Here is a 15,056-nt window from a genome sequence, read left to right as displayed (position 1 = left end):
AAGACGACAGAAGAAAAGTGACGGTTTGAGGCGGGCAGCCCCGCGTCCCGTCAGATAGCGTCCACCATCGTGACACCGGCCGCCTGCAGCCGGACCAGGGCGGCGGCCAGCGAGCCGTTCAGGTCGATGGCCCGGCTGGCGCCCGACAGCAGCACCGACGCGAAGCCTTCACGCGCCGCATCCTCCGCCGAATAGGCGACGCAATAATCGGTGGCCAAGCCGGCGAAGAACAGGCGGGTGAAGCCGCGGTCGCCGCAATAGCCCGTCAGACCCGTCGGTGTCCGACGATCATTCTCGAAAAAGGCCGAATAGCTGTCCACGCCGGAACGAAAGCCCTTGCGCAGGATCAGGGCCGCCATGGGCACGTCCAGGCCGGGATGGAATTCCGCCCCCCTGGTGCCCTGCACGCAATGGGTGGGCCACAGGGTCTGGTCGCCATAATCCAGGCGGATGGTCTGGAACGGGCTGGCGCCGGGATGGCTGTCGGCGAAGCTGGAATGGCCCGCCGGGTGCCAGTCCTGGGTCAGGACGACGCCACCGCCGGCCGCGTGGAAACGGTGGGCCAGATCGTTGGCCAGCGGTACCACCGCGTCGCCATCGGTGACGGCAAGCGCGCCGCCGGGGCAGAAATCATTCTGGATATCGACCAGGACCAGCAGGTCCGACGCGCCCAGCCTTCCCATCACCCCCTCCGGATCAGTACGGAACCCGGTCGGCCTTGGCCGCCCAGTCCCGGAACACGGCGATCGCCGCCTCGTTCGGACGGTGATCGCAGGGGATGATACGCTGGTCGGCGGGCTTGGCCACCTGTTCATAGATCAGCGCGTCGTCAAAGCCGATCCCGGCCGCCTGGAACCGGTCATTGGCATAGACGATGCGGTCCACCCGCGCCCACAGGGCCGACGACAGGCACATCGGGCACGGCTCGCAGCTGGCATAGAGCACAGCACCGCGCAGGTCGAAACGGCCCAGGCTGCGGCAGGCGTCGCGGATGGCCACCACCTCGGCATGGGCGGTGGGATCGTTGGTGGAGGTGACCTGGTTGCAGCCGCGGCCGACCACCACCCCGTCCAGCACGACGACCGACCCGAAGGGCCCCCCCTGTCCGCCTTCCATGCCCTGGCGGGACAGATCGGCGGCAAGGGACAGGAAATGCTGGTCTCGGGTTGACATGGCAGGCGCTATCCCTTGCGGACTGGAAACAGCCTCAAGGGATAGCGTCCGGATACGGGGGATGTCACGGGGTTAAATTCTACCCAGCAGCACCAGGATCAGCAGCACGATTAGCACCGTGCCCAGCAGGCCGGACGGGCCGTAGCCCCATCCGCGGCTATAGGGCCAGGCCGGCAGGGCACCGATCAGGATGAGGATGAGGATGATCAAAAGGATCGTGGACATGACGTGGCACTCCATCTTCTGTTGTCGTTACGCCCACCTTCTCAACAGCGGCGCGGCACGGATGGGTGCAGGCGATGATGGGGTACCCCGTTGGTCGCAGGGGTTGATCTTTGGCGGCCATTGGGGCTTAGCTGGACCGGGCGTCCAAATCCGGATGCCGCCTACAGAGAGAAGATCATGAACCGCAAAGTCCAGATTGGCGATCCGCCCATCCGCATCCTGCGTGACGATTTGCACAAGCTGGAGAGTCTGCTTGACAGCATGCACCGATCCTATGCGCGCATATCGATGTTCTTGCAGCAGGAAGTCCTGCGGGCCGACATTGTGGAACGCCCGACGCGCAAACCCTTCGTCCGGCCGGGATCGCAGGTGCAATTCACCGACGAGACGGGGGCAAGCCATGGCGGCACCCTGCACATGCCCGAGGAGGGCAGCCCGCCGCCGCCCGACGCCATTTCCATCCTGACGCCCGCCGGCTGCGCCCTGCTGGGCCTGTCGCCGGGACAGAGCATCACCTATGAGACCGTGGACCGGCGCGAGAAGCGGATCACGGTGGTGAAGGTGGTGGAACCGGGGGTGTCCGGATAGGGCGCCTGACCGGTTGTATCTGATCTCCGTCATCCCGGCGTTACGTCGGGATGATGGAAAGAAGGGGCGGGGGCGGTGGATGATGTGGCGTGATGCCGCTTGGCACCGCCGCTCCCGCCTCTATATCCTGGCTGTCCCACAGCGCGGCGGAGCCCATGCCCGACGGTCAGGAACCCGACAGCCTTGCCATCGACCTTGTCGATGATATCGGCACGATCAGTGCGGCCGACTGGGATGCCTGTCTGGCCGGCACGCCGGGCGGAAGCGACAACCCCTTCCTCCGCCACGCCTTCCTGGCCGCGCTAGAGAAAAGCGGGTCGGTGGGTGGCGATACCGGCTGGGACCCGCGCCACATCGCCGTGCGCGATGCCACCGGCCGGCTGCTGGGCGTGGCCCCGCTTTATGTGAAGTACCATTCCTACGGCGAATATGTCTTCGACCAGGGCTGGGCCAATGCGCTGGAGCGCGGGGGCGGCAATTATTATCCCAAGCTGCAATGCGCCGTGCCCTTCACCCCGGTCACCGGTCCCCGCTTGCTGGTCCGGGCCGATGCGCCGCCGGGTGTGCATGACGCGCTGGTCGCCACCCTGTCGGGGCTGGTGCGCGGCAACGACCTGTCGGGCACCCATGTTACCTTCACCAGCGAGGCGGACCATGACCGGCTGGTCGCCGCTGGCTTCCTGTCACGCATCGGCACGCAATATCATTGGGAAAACCGGGGCTATCGCAGCTTCGATGATTTCCTGGCCGAATTCAGCAGCCGCAAGCGCAAGGCCGTGCGCAAGGAACGCCAGTCGGTCGCCGACAGCGGCCTGACCCTGCACACCCTGACCGGCGCCGATATCAGGGAGGAACATTGGTCCGCCTTCGACCGGCTCTACCGGTCCACGTCGGACCGCAAATGGGGTTCCCCCTATCTGACGCGGGACTTCTTCTTCCGGCTGGGAGAGGGGATGGCGGACAAGGTGGTGCTGGTCATGGCCCGTGATGGCGTGCGCTGGGTGGGTGGTGCGCTGAATGTCCTGGGCGAAACCACGCTCTATGGCCGCAACTGGGGCGGGGCGGGGGAATATCCGTTCCTGCATTTCGAGGCCTGCTATTACCGCGCCATCGACTTCGCCATCGAACGCGGTCTGACCAGGGTGGAGGCCGGCGCCCAGGGGGAGCACAAGATCCAGCGCGGCTATCTGCCCGTGAAGACCTTTTCCGCCCATTACATCGCCCATCGCGGCCTGCGCCGCGCCGTGGCCGATTTCCTGACGGGGGAGCGGGCGGCCATGGATGGCCATATCGCCGGATTGCTGGCGGAAAGCCCCTATCGCTGCGTGGAATGATCTGCATCGTTTCCCTTGGAGAAAATGATTTCCCATCAAAAGTAGATTGGAATATAAATTTTGAATGTCGGCTGAATGGTCGAATTATAAAGGCACTTGGGGTAAATCTGTTCACATGGATATTCATGTTCGATTAACAGACTCGATTGGTTCTGTTTCCGATTTGGACTGGGACGCCTGCCTGTCGGACACGGATGGCGGTGATGATCATCCATTTTTGTCTCACCGCTTCTTGTCGATTTTGGAGGATAGCGGTGCTGTCGGCGGCAACACCGGGTGGATGCCGAAATATCTGACCATGACGGACCCGGTGGGTCGCCTGCTGCTGGCTGTCCCGCTTTTTCTCAAGACGAACAGCTTTGGCGATTTCGCACCCGAACAGCATTGGGTGGAGGGCTATGACCGTACCGGCCGGCGCTATTATCCCAAGCTGCAGCTTTGTGCACCCTTCATGCCGGTGGCGGGCCCCCGGCTGTTGGTCCGGGCCGGCGGGCCGGCCAGTCTGGCGGGACAGGCGATCGGTGTGGTGATGGATATCGCGCAGCGCAATGATCTGTCCGGCGTCCATGCCACATATACCAATGAAAGCCAGTTGCGCCTGTTCGAGGCTGCCGGCTGGCTGCCACGGATGGGCATGCAATATCACTGGCATAACCGCGGGTATCGCCATTTCGATGATTTCCTGGCGGGGTTGCTGGCGCGCAAGCGCTGCGCCATCCGCCGTGAAAGACGGGTGATCGCCAATAGCGGGCTGGATATCCGCATATTGACCGGCCCCGACCTGAAACCGGAACATTGGGCCGTCTTCGCCCGGTTCTATGCCGACACGTTCCGGCGCAAACAGACGCACCCGCACCTGCCGCCGGATTTCTTCAACCACTTGGGTGAGAGGATGGCCGACCGGGCGGTTCTGATCATGGCTCGCGATGGCACGCGCTGGGTGGGGGGTGCGCTTCACATCCTGGGCCGCGATACCCTTTACACCAGAAGCTGGGGGGCCGAGCCGGGGCATCCATTGCTGCATTTCGAGCTGGCACGCTATCGCGCTATCGATTTCGCCATTGCGCACGGCCTGTCCCGCGTGGAGGCGGGGGAGGGGGGGGATTACAAGATCGCGCGGGGCTACCTGCCCGTGCGGACCAGCTTCGCGCATTATTTCACCCATCCCGGCATGCTGCGTGCCGTTGCCGGCAATCTGACGGGAACGTTGCCAGCGCTGGAGCGGCAAATTGTGCAGTCGGCCGCGCAAAGCCCTTATCGCACAGCATCGTGACAATCGGCGTTTCTTGCCTGCCACCCGTTCGGCATCTTTTGCCTTCGCCCCTGAAATTGGCGGATTTCCTGGATTTTCTTACTTGGCACGCCCCTTGCTTTTATGGCTGCGAACCGATTTGGCCCGCAGCGGCCATGAAGCGCCAAGCCCAAGGAGCAACCCCATGTCCTTCGTCCAGGATTGCGTCAGCATCTCCCGTCAGCACCTGATGGCCGGTTACCTGGCCGAAGCCGAAATGAGCTGCCGCACGGCGCTGCAGGCCGAACCGGCCCATTCGGAAGCCACCCATCTGCTGGGCGTCATCGCCCTGCGCTCCAACCGCGCCGCCGAGGCCAACGAGCTGTTCAGCAAGGCGATCGAGCTGGATGGCGCCAAGGCCGAATTCCACAACAGCCGCGGCGTGCTGATGTATGGCTGCCGCCGGTTCGAGGAAGCCGAGGCCGAATTCGCCAAGGCCGTGGCACTGGACGAGACCGACCCGCTGTCCCACAACAACCTGGGCAACGCACTGCGCGCCCAGGGCAAGCTGGCGGAATCCGAGCCGCATTTCCGCCGCGCCGTGGAGCTGCGCCCCGCCTATGCCGAGGCCCATAACAATCTGGGCAACACGCTGCGCGAGATGGGCAGCCTGGAGGAGGCGGAATTCTGCTTCCGCCACTCGCTGGCCCTGCGTCCCAAGAACCTGGACGCCGCCTATAACCTGGCGGCCCTGCTGCTCTATACCGACCGCCTGGACGAGGCCGGCCGCCTGTTCGCCAATGTCCTGGCCGGCGATCCCAGCCGGGCGGAGGCCGCCATCGGTCTGGCCCAGGTGTTCCAGGGTCAGGGCCGCATCGACGATGCCATCGCCCTGCTGACCGGTGCCCATAACCGCATGCCGGACAATGCCGCCGTGCTGTTCGCGCTCCAGCTGCTGCGTTCCACCCAGATCCCCGCCTGGCACATTCCGATGATCAATGATCACGAACGCAACGACGCCTATGAGGCCGCCTTGCTGAACAATGTGAAGCCCGGTGACACCGTTCTGGAAATCGGCACGGGTTCCGCACTAGTGGCGATGATGGCGGCGCGTGCCGGTGCCGGCCATGTCTATACCTGCGAGATGCACAAGCCCCTGGTCGAGGTGGCGCGCGAAACCGTGGCGCTCAACGGCTATGACAAGCACATCACGGTGATCGGCAAGAAGTCCACCGACCTGGTGATGGGCAAGGACATGCCGGAGAAGGCCGATGTGTTCGTGTCGGAACTGATCAATGTCGGCATGCTGGCACCTGACATGCTGACCATTCTTCAGCACGCCCGCCAGAATCTGCTGAAGCCCGGCGCCAAGATCATCCCGGCTGCCGCCACCGTCTATTGCTCGCTGATCCAGGCTGATGAAATGCGCCGCATCAGCCCGGTGCGCACCGTCAGCGGCTTCGACATGTCGAAGTTCGACCAGTTCCGCACGCCGGGTTACTGCACCATCGACCTTGCCGCCGATCCGCACCGCATGTTGTCGGAGCCGGAAAAGGCCTGGTATTTCGACTTCTACAAGAACATGTCGGACAGCGACGCCAAGGTCCTGACCGTCACCGCGTCGGAAACCGGTGTCGCCCATGGCGTGGCCTTCTGGTTCGACCTGCATATGGATGACAAGGTCGACTACCACTCCAAGTCGCCGACCCGCACCAACCACTGGAAGCAGGCCGTGTATTTCTTCAATCACGACCTGCCCGTCGTGAAGGGCCAGCCGGTGATGATCGGCACCGGATACGACCGGACCCAGATCCACTTCTATGTGTGAGTTGAAGGGGATCGCGGATAAGCAAGGATGATTGGGGCTTGATTTCTTGCCGGACCTCAACCCCTATCATCCTTGCCCAAAACAAGGGGCGGCTCCAAAAGGGGGCCGCCCTTTGTCTTTTTTATGTTCCGGTGCCGTCGATGAACCTGATCTTCCGCCTGCTGCGCGTCGTCCTGGCCGCCCTGCTGTCCAGCCGCACACTGGAACCGCTGGGCACATCGGTGCTGGGCTTCCGCGTCTGGCTGAACGATATCGACACCAACCTGCACATGAATAACGGTCGGTACTTCACCATCGCCGACCTGGGCCGCGTCGACCTAATGATCCGCACCGGCATGCTGCGCATGCTGTTCGCCCGCAAATGGGCGCCGGTGCTGGGCGGCGCCATGATCCGTTTCCGGCGCGAGTTGAAGCCGTTCCAGCCCTATAATCTAAAGACCCGCGTCTGCTGCTGGGAAGGCCGCTGGATTTACCTGGAGCATATTTTCGAAACGTTGGACGGTCATCTGGCCGCGGTGATCGTGGTGAAGGGCGTGTTCCTGGAACGCGGCCGGTCCATCGACATGAGCGAGTTGATGCAGGCCATGGGCATCCACCTGGAAAGCCCGCCCATGCCCGCCGATATCCGCGCCTGGCAGGAGGCGCAGCAATCGATCAGTGACCGGGTGAAGGAAGGGTAATTTCAGCGTTCAGGCTCGCCGTGCCTGTGGCCACCACCAGAATTTCATGACAATCTGGCCATCGCCAAGGGCGAGACCAAAATCGGCATGGTCTGCGCGGATATCCGTGACTGCCTGGGAGAAGCTGAAAAGGTCCTTCGACCCCAACGGCATCGTGAAAATTCCGTCCAACATGTCGAATGCTCCGGCCCCCCCCTCGGGGCATTGGACAGACGGAGTTTCACGGGAATGTCCATGGCAAGCCCATGCTCCCCGAATATGCGATCCACCCCATTGGCGCGTGGATCGGTCACCGCCAGGGTGCGATGGGCGGGCACTGGTTCACCGGAGAGCATTTGCAGCAGGTGGAGCAGACTGGCGCACCCCTCCCGATCTGCGGAAAAGTGCCAGCCCGCGTACATCCTTGGGGCTTTCCGGTAGCGCCACAGGCTGATACGGCCAGCCTGCCGCCATGATCGGAGTGTTTGTTCCATTCGGATATCATAGCAGGCAGACTATCGCCGCACATCATGCTTCCCGATCGATGGGTTCAGGCAAGCTTGATGGAAAATGGAGAGCCATGCGCATGTTCACGACACTCTCCCGGCGTCTGGCTACCTTACAGGACCGTTACCGCGAACCGCATCGCGGCTACCATGATCTGTCTCACCCAGAAGCGATGCTGGTGCAGCTATCCGGTCTGCGGGATGAGTTTTCCTGGTGGGAACCGGTGGAGATCGCCGTCTGGTGGCATGACGCCATTTATGATCCGGCGCGCAGTGACAATGAGGCGCGCAGTGCGGCCCTGATGCGTGACGATCTTCAGGGGCTGGCCGATCAGCGCCTGATCGACCGGGCAGCGACCCTGATCGAGGCGACGGCGCACCATGCCGTGCGCGATGGGCTTGAACCGGATGTCGCCCGCGATATGGCGCTGTTCCTGGATGTCGATATGGGCATTCTGGGGGCACCCGCGGCGGCCTTCGCCGCCTACGAGGCCGGCATCGCGGCGGAATATGTGCCGGTCCATGGGATTGAAAAATATCGCGCCGGCCGCGCCATGGTTCTGACCAGCTTCCTGGCCCGTGACCGCCTCTATCTCAGCGATCATTTCCACGGTCTGCTGGAGGAACACGCCCGCGCCAATCTGGCGGGGCTGATCGCCACCCTGACGCCACCGACGCCCGCCCTGGATTGAGCGGGCGTCGGCATGCTGTCCGACCTTACCGGTCGATCAGCTTCTGCGTCAGGTACACGACCTGCAAGGCCGTCACCTCGGCCCGCTGCTTCAGGTTGGCGGCCGCGGAATGGCCGCCTTCCATGTTCTCGTAATACATGACCTTGTGGCCCTGGCTTTCCAGCCTGGCAACGAACTTGCGGGCATGGCCGGGATGGACGCGGTCATCCTTGGTGGAGGTATAGACGAAGGCCTCCGGATATTTCACGTCCTTGCGCACATTCTGGTACGGGCTGTATTTGCCGATCCAGGCGCGTTCATCGGCCTTTTCCGGATCGCCGTACTCACCCATCCAGGACGCACCGGCCAGCATCGTGTGATAGCGCATCATGTCCAGCAGCGGCACGGCGACGATGACGGCGCCGAACAGGTCCGGGCGCTGGGTCATGGTGACGCCGGTCAGCAGACCGCCGTTGGACCCGCCCTGGATGCCCAGGCGGGCCGGCTTGGTGATCTTGTCCTTGATGAGATCCTCGGCCACGGCCTGGAAATCATCATAGGCGCGCTGGCGGTTCTGCTTCAGGGCCGCCTGGTGCCAGCGGGGTCCGAACTCCCCGCCGCCGCGGATGTTCGCCACCACATAGGCGCCGCCCTGTTCCAGCCAGGCCTTGCCGAACACCGACATATAGGCCGGCGTCATCGAAATCTCGAACCCGCCATAGCCATAGAGCAAGGTCGGATTGTCGCCATTCAGCTTCATGTCCTTCTTATGGACGATGAAATAGGGGACCTTGGTGCCGTCCTTGGAGGTCGTAAAACGCTGTTCGGCGGTCAGGCCGGACGCATCGAACCGGGCCGGCAGCGACTTGATGGCTTCCGGCTTGCCGCCCTTTTCCATCAGGTACAGCGTGTCGGGCTGCAGGAAGTTGGTATAATTGACCAGCACATCGGTGCTGTGCCCGTCGGTGGACACGATGTTCAGGCTGCCATTGGCGGGCAGGGCGATGTCGGTCTGATCCCAGCCCTTGGCACCCTTGCGTGCGGCCACCAGCCGGCCCACGACATTATCCAGCAGGTCCAGATAGATGGCATCCTTGGCGATGCCCACGCCCTGGATGGCGGCGGTCTCACCCGGCGAATAGATCACATCGACCTTTTCCACCTTGCCGGACGCCGCCTGGGCCAGCGGTACCGCGATCAGGTCGCCCTTCTTCAGGCTTTTGCCGGCGATATCCCAATCATCGCGCAGCGCGATGATCAGGTCGCCGTTCATCACGCCCTTCATGTCCACGCCCAGCGGCAGGGCCAGCTTTGCGACCTTGCCATCGGGCATGTACTGGAACCATTCCTCGGTGAAGAAGTCGGGTCCGCGCTGCAGCAGGATTGTGCTGCCTTCCGGGCGATGGATGGCCCAGGGGCGCGCCCACACATCCTTGACGCCAACCTCCAGCAGCAGCGGGGCCTTGGCAAGGTCCGTGCCGCGCTTCCACAGGCGCACCTGACGGGCATAGCCGCTGTCGGTCATGGTGCCGGCGCCGAAATCGGTGGCGACCAGCAGCGTATCCTTGTCCAGCCAGTCGATGGTCTGCTTGGATTCCACCGTCTGGAACCCGTCCTTGACGAAGGCCTTGGCGGCCACGTCGAATTCGCGCACCACCACCGCGTCCTTGCCGCCGTCGGACAGATAGACCAGGCAGCGGCCGGCATCGGCGCCGAAGCAATTATGGCCCTTGTAGACCCAGTTCTTGCCCTCGTCCTTGGACAACTGGTCCAGGTCCAGCACCACGTCCCAGGGCGTGTCGGCCTGCTTGTAGCCGTCCAGCGTCGTGCGGCGCCAGATGCCGCGCACATGCGTCTGGTCCTGCCAGAAATTATCGACCTTGCCGCCTTCCAGGCTGCCATAGGCGATGCGGTCCTTGGCGGTCAGCACCTTTTCGGCCTCGGCCCGGATGGGCTCGAACCGTGCATCGTTCTTCAGCCGGGCGAAGCTGGCTTCGTTATGCTGCTTGCCCCAATCCAGGGCCTTCTGGCCTTCCACCTCTTCCAGCCAGAAGAACGGGTCCTGCTTGGCCTGTTCCTCGGCGAACGGATGGCCGGCCGGCGCGTCGGCCGCCAGGGTGGGGGAAGCCGAAAGGGCGATGAGTGCCGCCGCCGTCATCAGAGCGCTCCGTACTGACATTATCCGCTGATCCTGTTCGTTGCTTCCGCTGGCCGTCCAAAGCCACCGGTTCAGTGGCTTCAGGCGTACCATCGGGGGCGGGGCAGGGTAAGCGGGTGATACAAAGCTGAAACAAATCGGATGGCCACGTCTCACATAAAATATCTGCTGGGCGACATGCCGGTGACGCGCTTGAACATGGTGGAGAAATTGCCCGGCCCGTCATAGCCGAGGTCGAGCGCCACCGACGTCACCGTTTCCCCCGCCGCCAGCTTGGGCAGCGCCACGGAGATGCAAGCCTGCTGGCGCCATTCGGCGAAGCTCATCCCCGTCTCCGCCCGGAACAGGCGGGTGAAGCTGCGGCGGTTCATGGCCATCGCGTCGGCCCATTCATCGATGGTGGTTATCGCCTGCGGCTGGTCCAGGAAGGCATGGCAATATCGGGCCAATCCGGGATGGGCGGGGAAGGGCACGGAAAGCGGCAGCAAGGGTGCCTGGTCGATCTCCGCCAGCAGCAACCTCACCACCAGCCCGTCACGGCCGCTTTCATCATAATCGGGCGGCAAATCGATCGTCGCCACCAGCAACTGCCGCAACAGGGGCGACACACCCACCACCTGGCAGGTCGGCCCGCGCCCCGGGCATTGGTCTGGCTCGATCAGCACGGAACGCGTCTGCACCGTCCCCACCATCCGCACTGAATGCGGGGTTCCGCCCGGTATCCATACCGCGCGCTCCGGTGGCGCCACCCAGGCGCCGTCCGGCGTGCTGACCGCCATCACCCCGCTGGAGGCATAAAGGAACTGGCTGCGGCGATGCCGATGCTCCGCCAGCTCATAGGCCGGGGGATACTGGTTCTCGCGCGCCACGGCCGGTCGCCGGGCCGGGATATTCTGGTCTGGCTGCATTGCGTGCACTCTGTCCCACTCTCAGAAAATATTGTCTCACGCAACGATGCGGGTTGACAGCGATTGTTCTAAATTGATCTGAACAGCACCCGAGCGAGCATCATCGTGACCATGCAGACGGCCGGCATCGCCGACACAACCGCAATTCCGACGCACACGGCACCGGCAGCCCCGGCACAGCAATTCGTCGTCCGTATCGTGGGTGCGGTGGCCGTGGCGCATCTGCTGAACGACCTGATCCAGGCCGTGCTGCCCGCCATCTATCCGATGCTGAAGGACCATTACAGCCTGTCCTTCGCCCAGATCGGGTGGCTGGCCATGACCTACCAGTTCACCGCCTCGCTGTTGCAGCCCTGGATCGGGCTTTATACCGACAAGCATCCCAAGCCGTATCTGCTGCCCATGGGCATGATGATGACGCTGCTGGGCATCGGCTGCCTGGCCATCGGCGACAGCTATGAAATGCTGCTCGTCGCCTCCGTCATTGTCGGCATCGGGTCGGCCACCTTCCATCCCGAAGCCTCGCGGGTGGCGCGCATGGCGTCGGGTGGGCGGTTCGGTACGGCGCAGTCGGCCTTCCAGGTGGGCGGCAATACCGGTTCGGCCATCGGCCCGCTGGTGGCTTCTGCCGTGATCCTGCCCTTCGGCCAGACGGCCGTCGGCTGGGTGGCGATCGCGGCGGTGGCGGCCATCTGGGTGCTGTTCGGCGTCACCCGTTGGCGCCTGCATCATCCGCAGGCCAAGGCGGCGGCAGCCGGTACGCTGCCCACCTTCCGCTATGGCCGCGCCACGATCATCCGGGCGCTGATGGTCATCGGCCTGCTGATGTTCGCCAAGTTCATCTATATCGGCGCCATCACCAATTACTTCACCTTCTACCTGATCGAACGGTTCGACCTGTCGGTGCAGCAGTCGCAGCTCTACCTGTTCTGCTTCCTGGCTGCCGTGGCGGCGGGCACCTTCGCCGGTGGGCCGGTGGGTGACCGGATCGGGCGCAAGGCGGTGATCTGGATCTCCTTCATGGGCGTGGCGCCGTTCGCCCTGATGCTGCCGCATGCCAACCTGTTCTGGACGGCGGTGTTGGCCATCACCATCGGCCTGATCATGTCGTCGGCCTTCGCCGCCTTGGTGGTCTATGCGCAGGAGATTGTGCCCGGCCGTGTCGGGCTGGTGTCGGGCCTGATGTTCGGGCTGATGTTCGGCGTCGGCGGCATCGGGGCAGCGGCGCTAGGCAACCTGGCGGATATCCACGGTATCGTCTGGGTCTACAAGTTCTGCGCCTATCTGCCGCTGCTGGGGCTGGTGACGGCGCTGTTGCCGACATCGCCTAAACCCGCGGGTTGAACCGGCCGCCGGTCATCGGCTGCGGCACCCCCGTCGTTCCCGGCAGCGACAAGGGCAGCCCCAGCCGCGACCGCACGGCCAGATAGGCGAAGGCTTCGGCTTCCAGCGCGTCGCCGTTCCAGCCCAGCCCATCGACGGGCGCCACCGGCACCCCGTCCAGCCGGTCGGCCAGCGCCCACATCAGCGTCTCGTTGCGCCGCCCGCCACCGCAGATCAGCCAGCGCCTGGGCCGGGCCGGCACATGGTCCAGGGCGCGGATGATGGTCTCTGCGGTAAAGGCCGTCAGGGTGGCCGCCGCATCCTCGGTCGACAGGTTGGTCATCGCCGCCTTGGCCCAGGCGTCGCGGTCCAGCGATTTGGGCGGCTTGGCCGCGAAATAGGGATGGTTCAGCAACCTTGCCAGCATGTCGCCATCGACATGGCCAGCCCCGGCGATGCGCCCGCCATCATCATAGGGTTCCCCCGTGCGCGACAGGACCAGATCGTCGATCAGGGCATTGCCCGGTCCGGTATCGAAGGCCACCACATCCAGAGGCCCCTCGCCCAGCCAGGTGATATTGGCCACCCCACCGATATTCAGGATGGCCAGGGGGCGCTCCAGGTCCCCCGCCAAGGCCTGATGGTATAGCGGTACCAGCGGCGCGCCCTGGCCGCCGGCCTTCACATCCGCCGTGCGGAAATCATGCACCACATCGATGCCGGTCGCCGCCGCCAGCCGAGCCCCGTCGCCGATCTGCCAGGTATGCCGCCGGTCGGGCGCATGCAGGATCGTGTGGCCGTGGAAGCCGATCAGGTCGACATCCTTGGGCTCCACCTCATTCACGCGCAGCAGGCTGGCCACCGCTTCGGCATGCAGATCGGTCAGTTCCTGCTCCACCCCCTCCACGTCTCCCACCCCGCCCAGCACCGACCGCAGCCGGTCGCGGAAGGCCCGGCGATAGGGGGTGAAGATGAAGCCCACAGGCTCCACCCAGCCATGACCGTCGGTGCGCACCAGGGCCGCGTCGATGCCGTCCATCGACGTGCCGCTCATCAATCCAACGGTCAGGAAACGCTGCAATGCCATCACGCACCATGTTTAAAGCGTTGTGATGTGCTACCACGCCCATGGCCGCTTGGGCCATTCCCCAACTTCAAGGTCTATGAAAGATGAGCACCACCACCGTTCCCGCGAACATCAAGTCCGATTTCCTGCGCGTGATGGTGGAGCGTGGCTATTATCATCAGGCCACCGACCTTGAGGCATTGGACAAGCAACTGACCGACGGCATCGTCACCGGCTATATCGGCTTCGATGCGACCGCAACCAGCCTGCATGTCGGCTCGCTGATCCAGATCATGATCCTGCGCCGGTTGCAGCAGGCCGGCCACCGCCCCATCGCCCTGATGGGCGGCGGCACCACCAAGATCGGCGACCCGACCTTCAAGGATGAGGCGCGCCCGCTGCTGACCAACGAGGTCATCGACCAGAATATCCAGGGCATCCTGCAGCCCTTCAACCGGCTGCTGACATTCGGCACCGGCCCGACCGACGCGATGCTGGCCAACAATGCCGACTGGCTGGACAAGCTGGAATACATCCCGTTTCTGCGCGATGTCGGCCGGCATTTCACCATCAACCGCATGCTGACCTTTGACAGTGTCAAGCTGCGGCTGGAGCGTGAGCAGCCGCTGACCTTCCTGGAATTCAACTACATGATCCTCCAGGCCTACGACTTCGTCGAGCTGCAGCGTCGTTTCGGTTGCACGTTGCAGTGCGGCGGGTCGGACCAGTGGGGCAATATCGTCAATGGCGTGGAACTGGGCCGGCGCATCGCCAATGCCCAGCTGTTCGGCCTGACTTCCCCGCTGCTGACCACGGCGTCGGGCGCCAAGATGGGCAAGACGGCGGCCGGTGCCGTCTGGCTGAACGAGGATCGGCTGTCGAACCTGGATTTCTGGCAGTATTGGCGCAATACCGAGGATGCCGATGTCGGCCGCTTCCTGAAGCTGTTCACCGATCTGCCCCTGGCCGAAATCGCGCGGCTGGAAGCGTTGCAGGGGGCGGAGATCAACGAGGCCAAGAAGATCCTGGCCACCGAGGTCACGGCGCTGGTGCGTGGTCGCGAGGCCGCCGATGCCGCCGCTGAGACCGCGCGCCGCACGTTCGAGGAAGGGGCGTCGGCCGAGGGGTTGCCCACCATCGAGGTGGCGACCGCTGTCCTGGCCGACGGTGCCTACCTGGCCGACCTGTTGGTCCAGGCGGGCCTGTCCGCCAGCAAGGGCGAGGCGCGCCGCCTGATCAAGGGCAATGGCATCAAGGTCAATGATGGTGCGGTGTCGGACGAGGCCTACAAACTCTACCCGTCCCATGTCGGCAATGACGGCGTCATCAAGTTGTCGGCCGGCAAGAAGCGCCATGCGCTGGTGAAACTGGTGTGATCCGTAGGTC

Annotated in this window: 14 protein-coding genes; 8 read left to right on the top strand and 6 right to left on the bottom strand. The window is 64.0% G+C overall.

What is annotated here, in order from left to right; genetic code table 11:
• Window positions 1-50 precede the first annotated feature (50 nt).
• From pncA to ACM9HJ_RS13510, 3 genes are all read right to left on the bottom strand, one after another.
• A complete protein-coding gene (gene pncA, locus ACM9HJ_RS13520) occupies window positions 51-683 on the bottom strand; it encodes a bifunctional nicotinamidase/pyrazinamidase (protein WP_416572262.1) in 633 nt (210 codons plus the stop codon).
• A 13-nt stretch (window positions 684-696) separates the two neighbouring features.
• Complete coding sequence (locus tag ACM9HJ_RS13515; protein WP_416572261.1) at window positions 697-1,173, bottom strand: nucleoside deaminase; 477 nt, start codon at window positions 1,171-1,173, stop codon at window positions 697-699.
• A 72-nt stretch (window positions 1,174-1,245) separates the two neighbouring features.
• On the bottom strand, window positions 1,246-1,398 hold the full coding sequence (locus ACM9HJ_RS13510; RefSeq protein ID WP_416572260.1) for a DUF3309 family protein: 153 nt from the start codon (window positions 1,396-1,398) through the stop codon (window positions 1,246-1,248).
• A 177-nt stretch (window positions 1,399-1,575) separates the two neighbouring features.
• On the opposite strand from ACM9HJ_RS13510, the gene ACM9HJ_RS13505 reads away from it, so the two are divergent.
• The 6 genes from ACM9HJ_RS13505 (at window position 1,576) to ACM9HJ_RS13480 (ending at window position 8,236) form a co-directional block, all read left to right on the top strand.
• Window positions 1,576-1,986 (top strand): GreA/GreB family elongation factor, encoded by a 411-nt coding sequence (locus ACM9HJ_RS13505; protein WP_416572259.1) that lies wholly within the window; start codon window positions 1,576-1,578, stop codon window positions 1,984-1,986.
• 155 nt (window positions 1,987-2,141) lie between these two features.
• Window positions 2,142-3,320 (top strand): GNAT family N-acetyltransferase, encoded by a 1,179-nt coding sequence (locus ACM9HJ_RS13500; RefSeq protein WP_416572501.1) that lies wholly within the window; start codon window positions 2,142-2,144, stop codon window positions 3,318-3,320.
• 64 nt (window positions 3,321-3,384) lie between these two features.
• The gene (locus ACM9HJ_RS13495; protein WP_416572258.1) at window positions 3,385-4,593 is read left to right on the top strand and encodes a GNAT family N-acetyltransferase; all 1,209 of its coding nucleotides are present in this window, start codon (window positions 3,385-3,387) and stop codon (window positions 4,591-4,593) included.
• Window positions 4,594-4,756: 163 nt separating this feature from the next.
• Complete coding sequence (locus tag ACM9HJ_RS13490; RefSeq protein ID WP_416572257.1) at window positions 4,757-6,379, top strand: tetratricopeptide repeat protein; 1,623 nt, start codon at window positions 4,757-4,759, stop codon at window positions 6,377-6,379.
• A gap of 140 nt (window positions 6,380-6,519) precedes the next feature.
• On the top strand, window positions 6,520-7,059 hold the full coding sequence (locus ACM9HJ_RS13485; protein WP_416572256.1) for a thioesterase family protein: 540 nt from the start codon (window positions 6,520-6,522) through the stop codon (window positions 7,057-7,059).
• Window positions 7,060-7,723: 664 nt separating this feature from the next.
• Window positions 7,724-8,236, top strand: coding sequence for a hypothetical protein (locus ACM9HJ_RS13480; RefSeq protein ID WP_416572255.1), 513 nt, complete (start codon window positions 7,724-7,726; stop codon window positions 8,234-8,236).
• 25 nt (window positions 8,237-8,261) lie between these two features.
• Here the strand turns inward: ACM9HJ_RS13480 and ACM9HJ_RS13475 are convergent, their stop codons facing one another.
• Window positions 8,262-10,394, bottom strand: coding sequence for a prolyl oligopeptidase family serine peptidase (locus tag ACM9HJ_RS13475; protein ID WP_416572254.1), 2,133 nt, complete (start codon window positions 10,392-10,394; stop codon window positions 8,262-8,264).
• A gap of 131 nt (window positions 10,395-10,525) precedes the next feature.
• Window positions 10,526-11,281 (bottom strand): AraC family transcriptional regulator, encoded by a 756-nt coding sequence (locus ACM9HJ_RS13470; protein WP_416572253.1) that lies wholly within the window; start codon window positions 11,279-11,281, stop codon window positions 10,526-10,528.
• Between the two features lie 111 nt (window positions 11,282-11,392).
• On the opposite strand from ACM9HJ_RS13470, the gene ACM9HJ_RS13465 reads away from it, so the two are divergent.
• Window positions 11,393-12,625, top strand: a complete 1,233-nt coding sequence (locus ACM9HJ_RS13465; protein WP_416572500.1) for an MFS transporter — start codon at window positions 11,393-11,395, stop codon at window positions 12,623-12,625.
• On the opposite strand, the gene ACM9HJ_RS13460 is transcribed toward ACM9HJ_RS13465, so the two are convergent.
• Window positions 12,609-13,691 carry an anhydro-N-acetylmuramic acid kinase gene (locus ACM9HJ_RS13460; RefSeq protein ID WP_416572252.1) on the bottom strand — a complete coding sequence of 361 codons (1,083 nt, stop codon included), beginning with the start codon at window positions 13,689-13,691 and terminating at the stop codon, window positions 12,609-12,611. The genes ACM9HJ_RS13465 and ACM9HJ_RS13460 overlap by 17 nt on opposite strands.
• A gap of 83 nt (window positions 13,692-13,774) precedes the next feature.
• Here ACM9HJ_RS13460 and tyrS point away from each other — a divergent pair, with 83 nt between their 5' ends.
• Window positions 13,775-15,046 carry a tyrosine--tRNA ligase gene (gene tyrS / locus ACM9HJ_RS13455; RefSeq protein WP_416572251.1) on the top strand — a complete coding sequence of 424 codons (1,272 nt, stop codon included), beginning with the start codon at window positions 13,775-13,777 and terminating at the stop codon, window positions 15,044-15,046.
• Window positions 15,047-15,056 lie beyond the last annotated feature (10 nt).

Source organism: Niveispirillum sp. KHB5.9, from assembly GCF_048066115.1.
Lineage (GTDB): Bacteria > Pseudomonadota > Alphaproteobacteria > Azospirillales > Azospirillaceae > Niveispirillum.
This window is presented reverse-complemented; position numbering and strand designations above follow the sequence as displayed.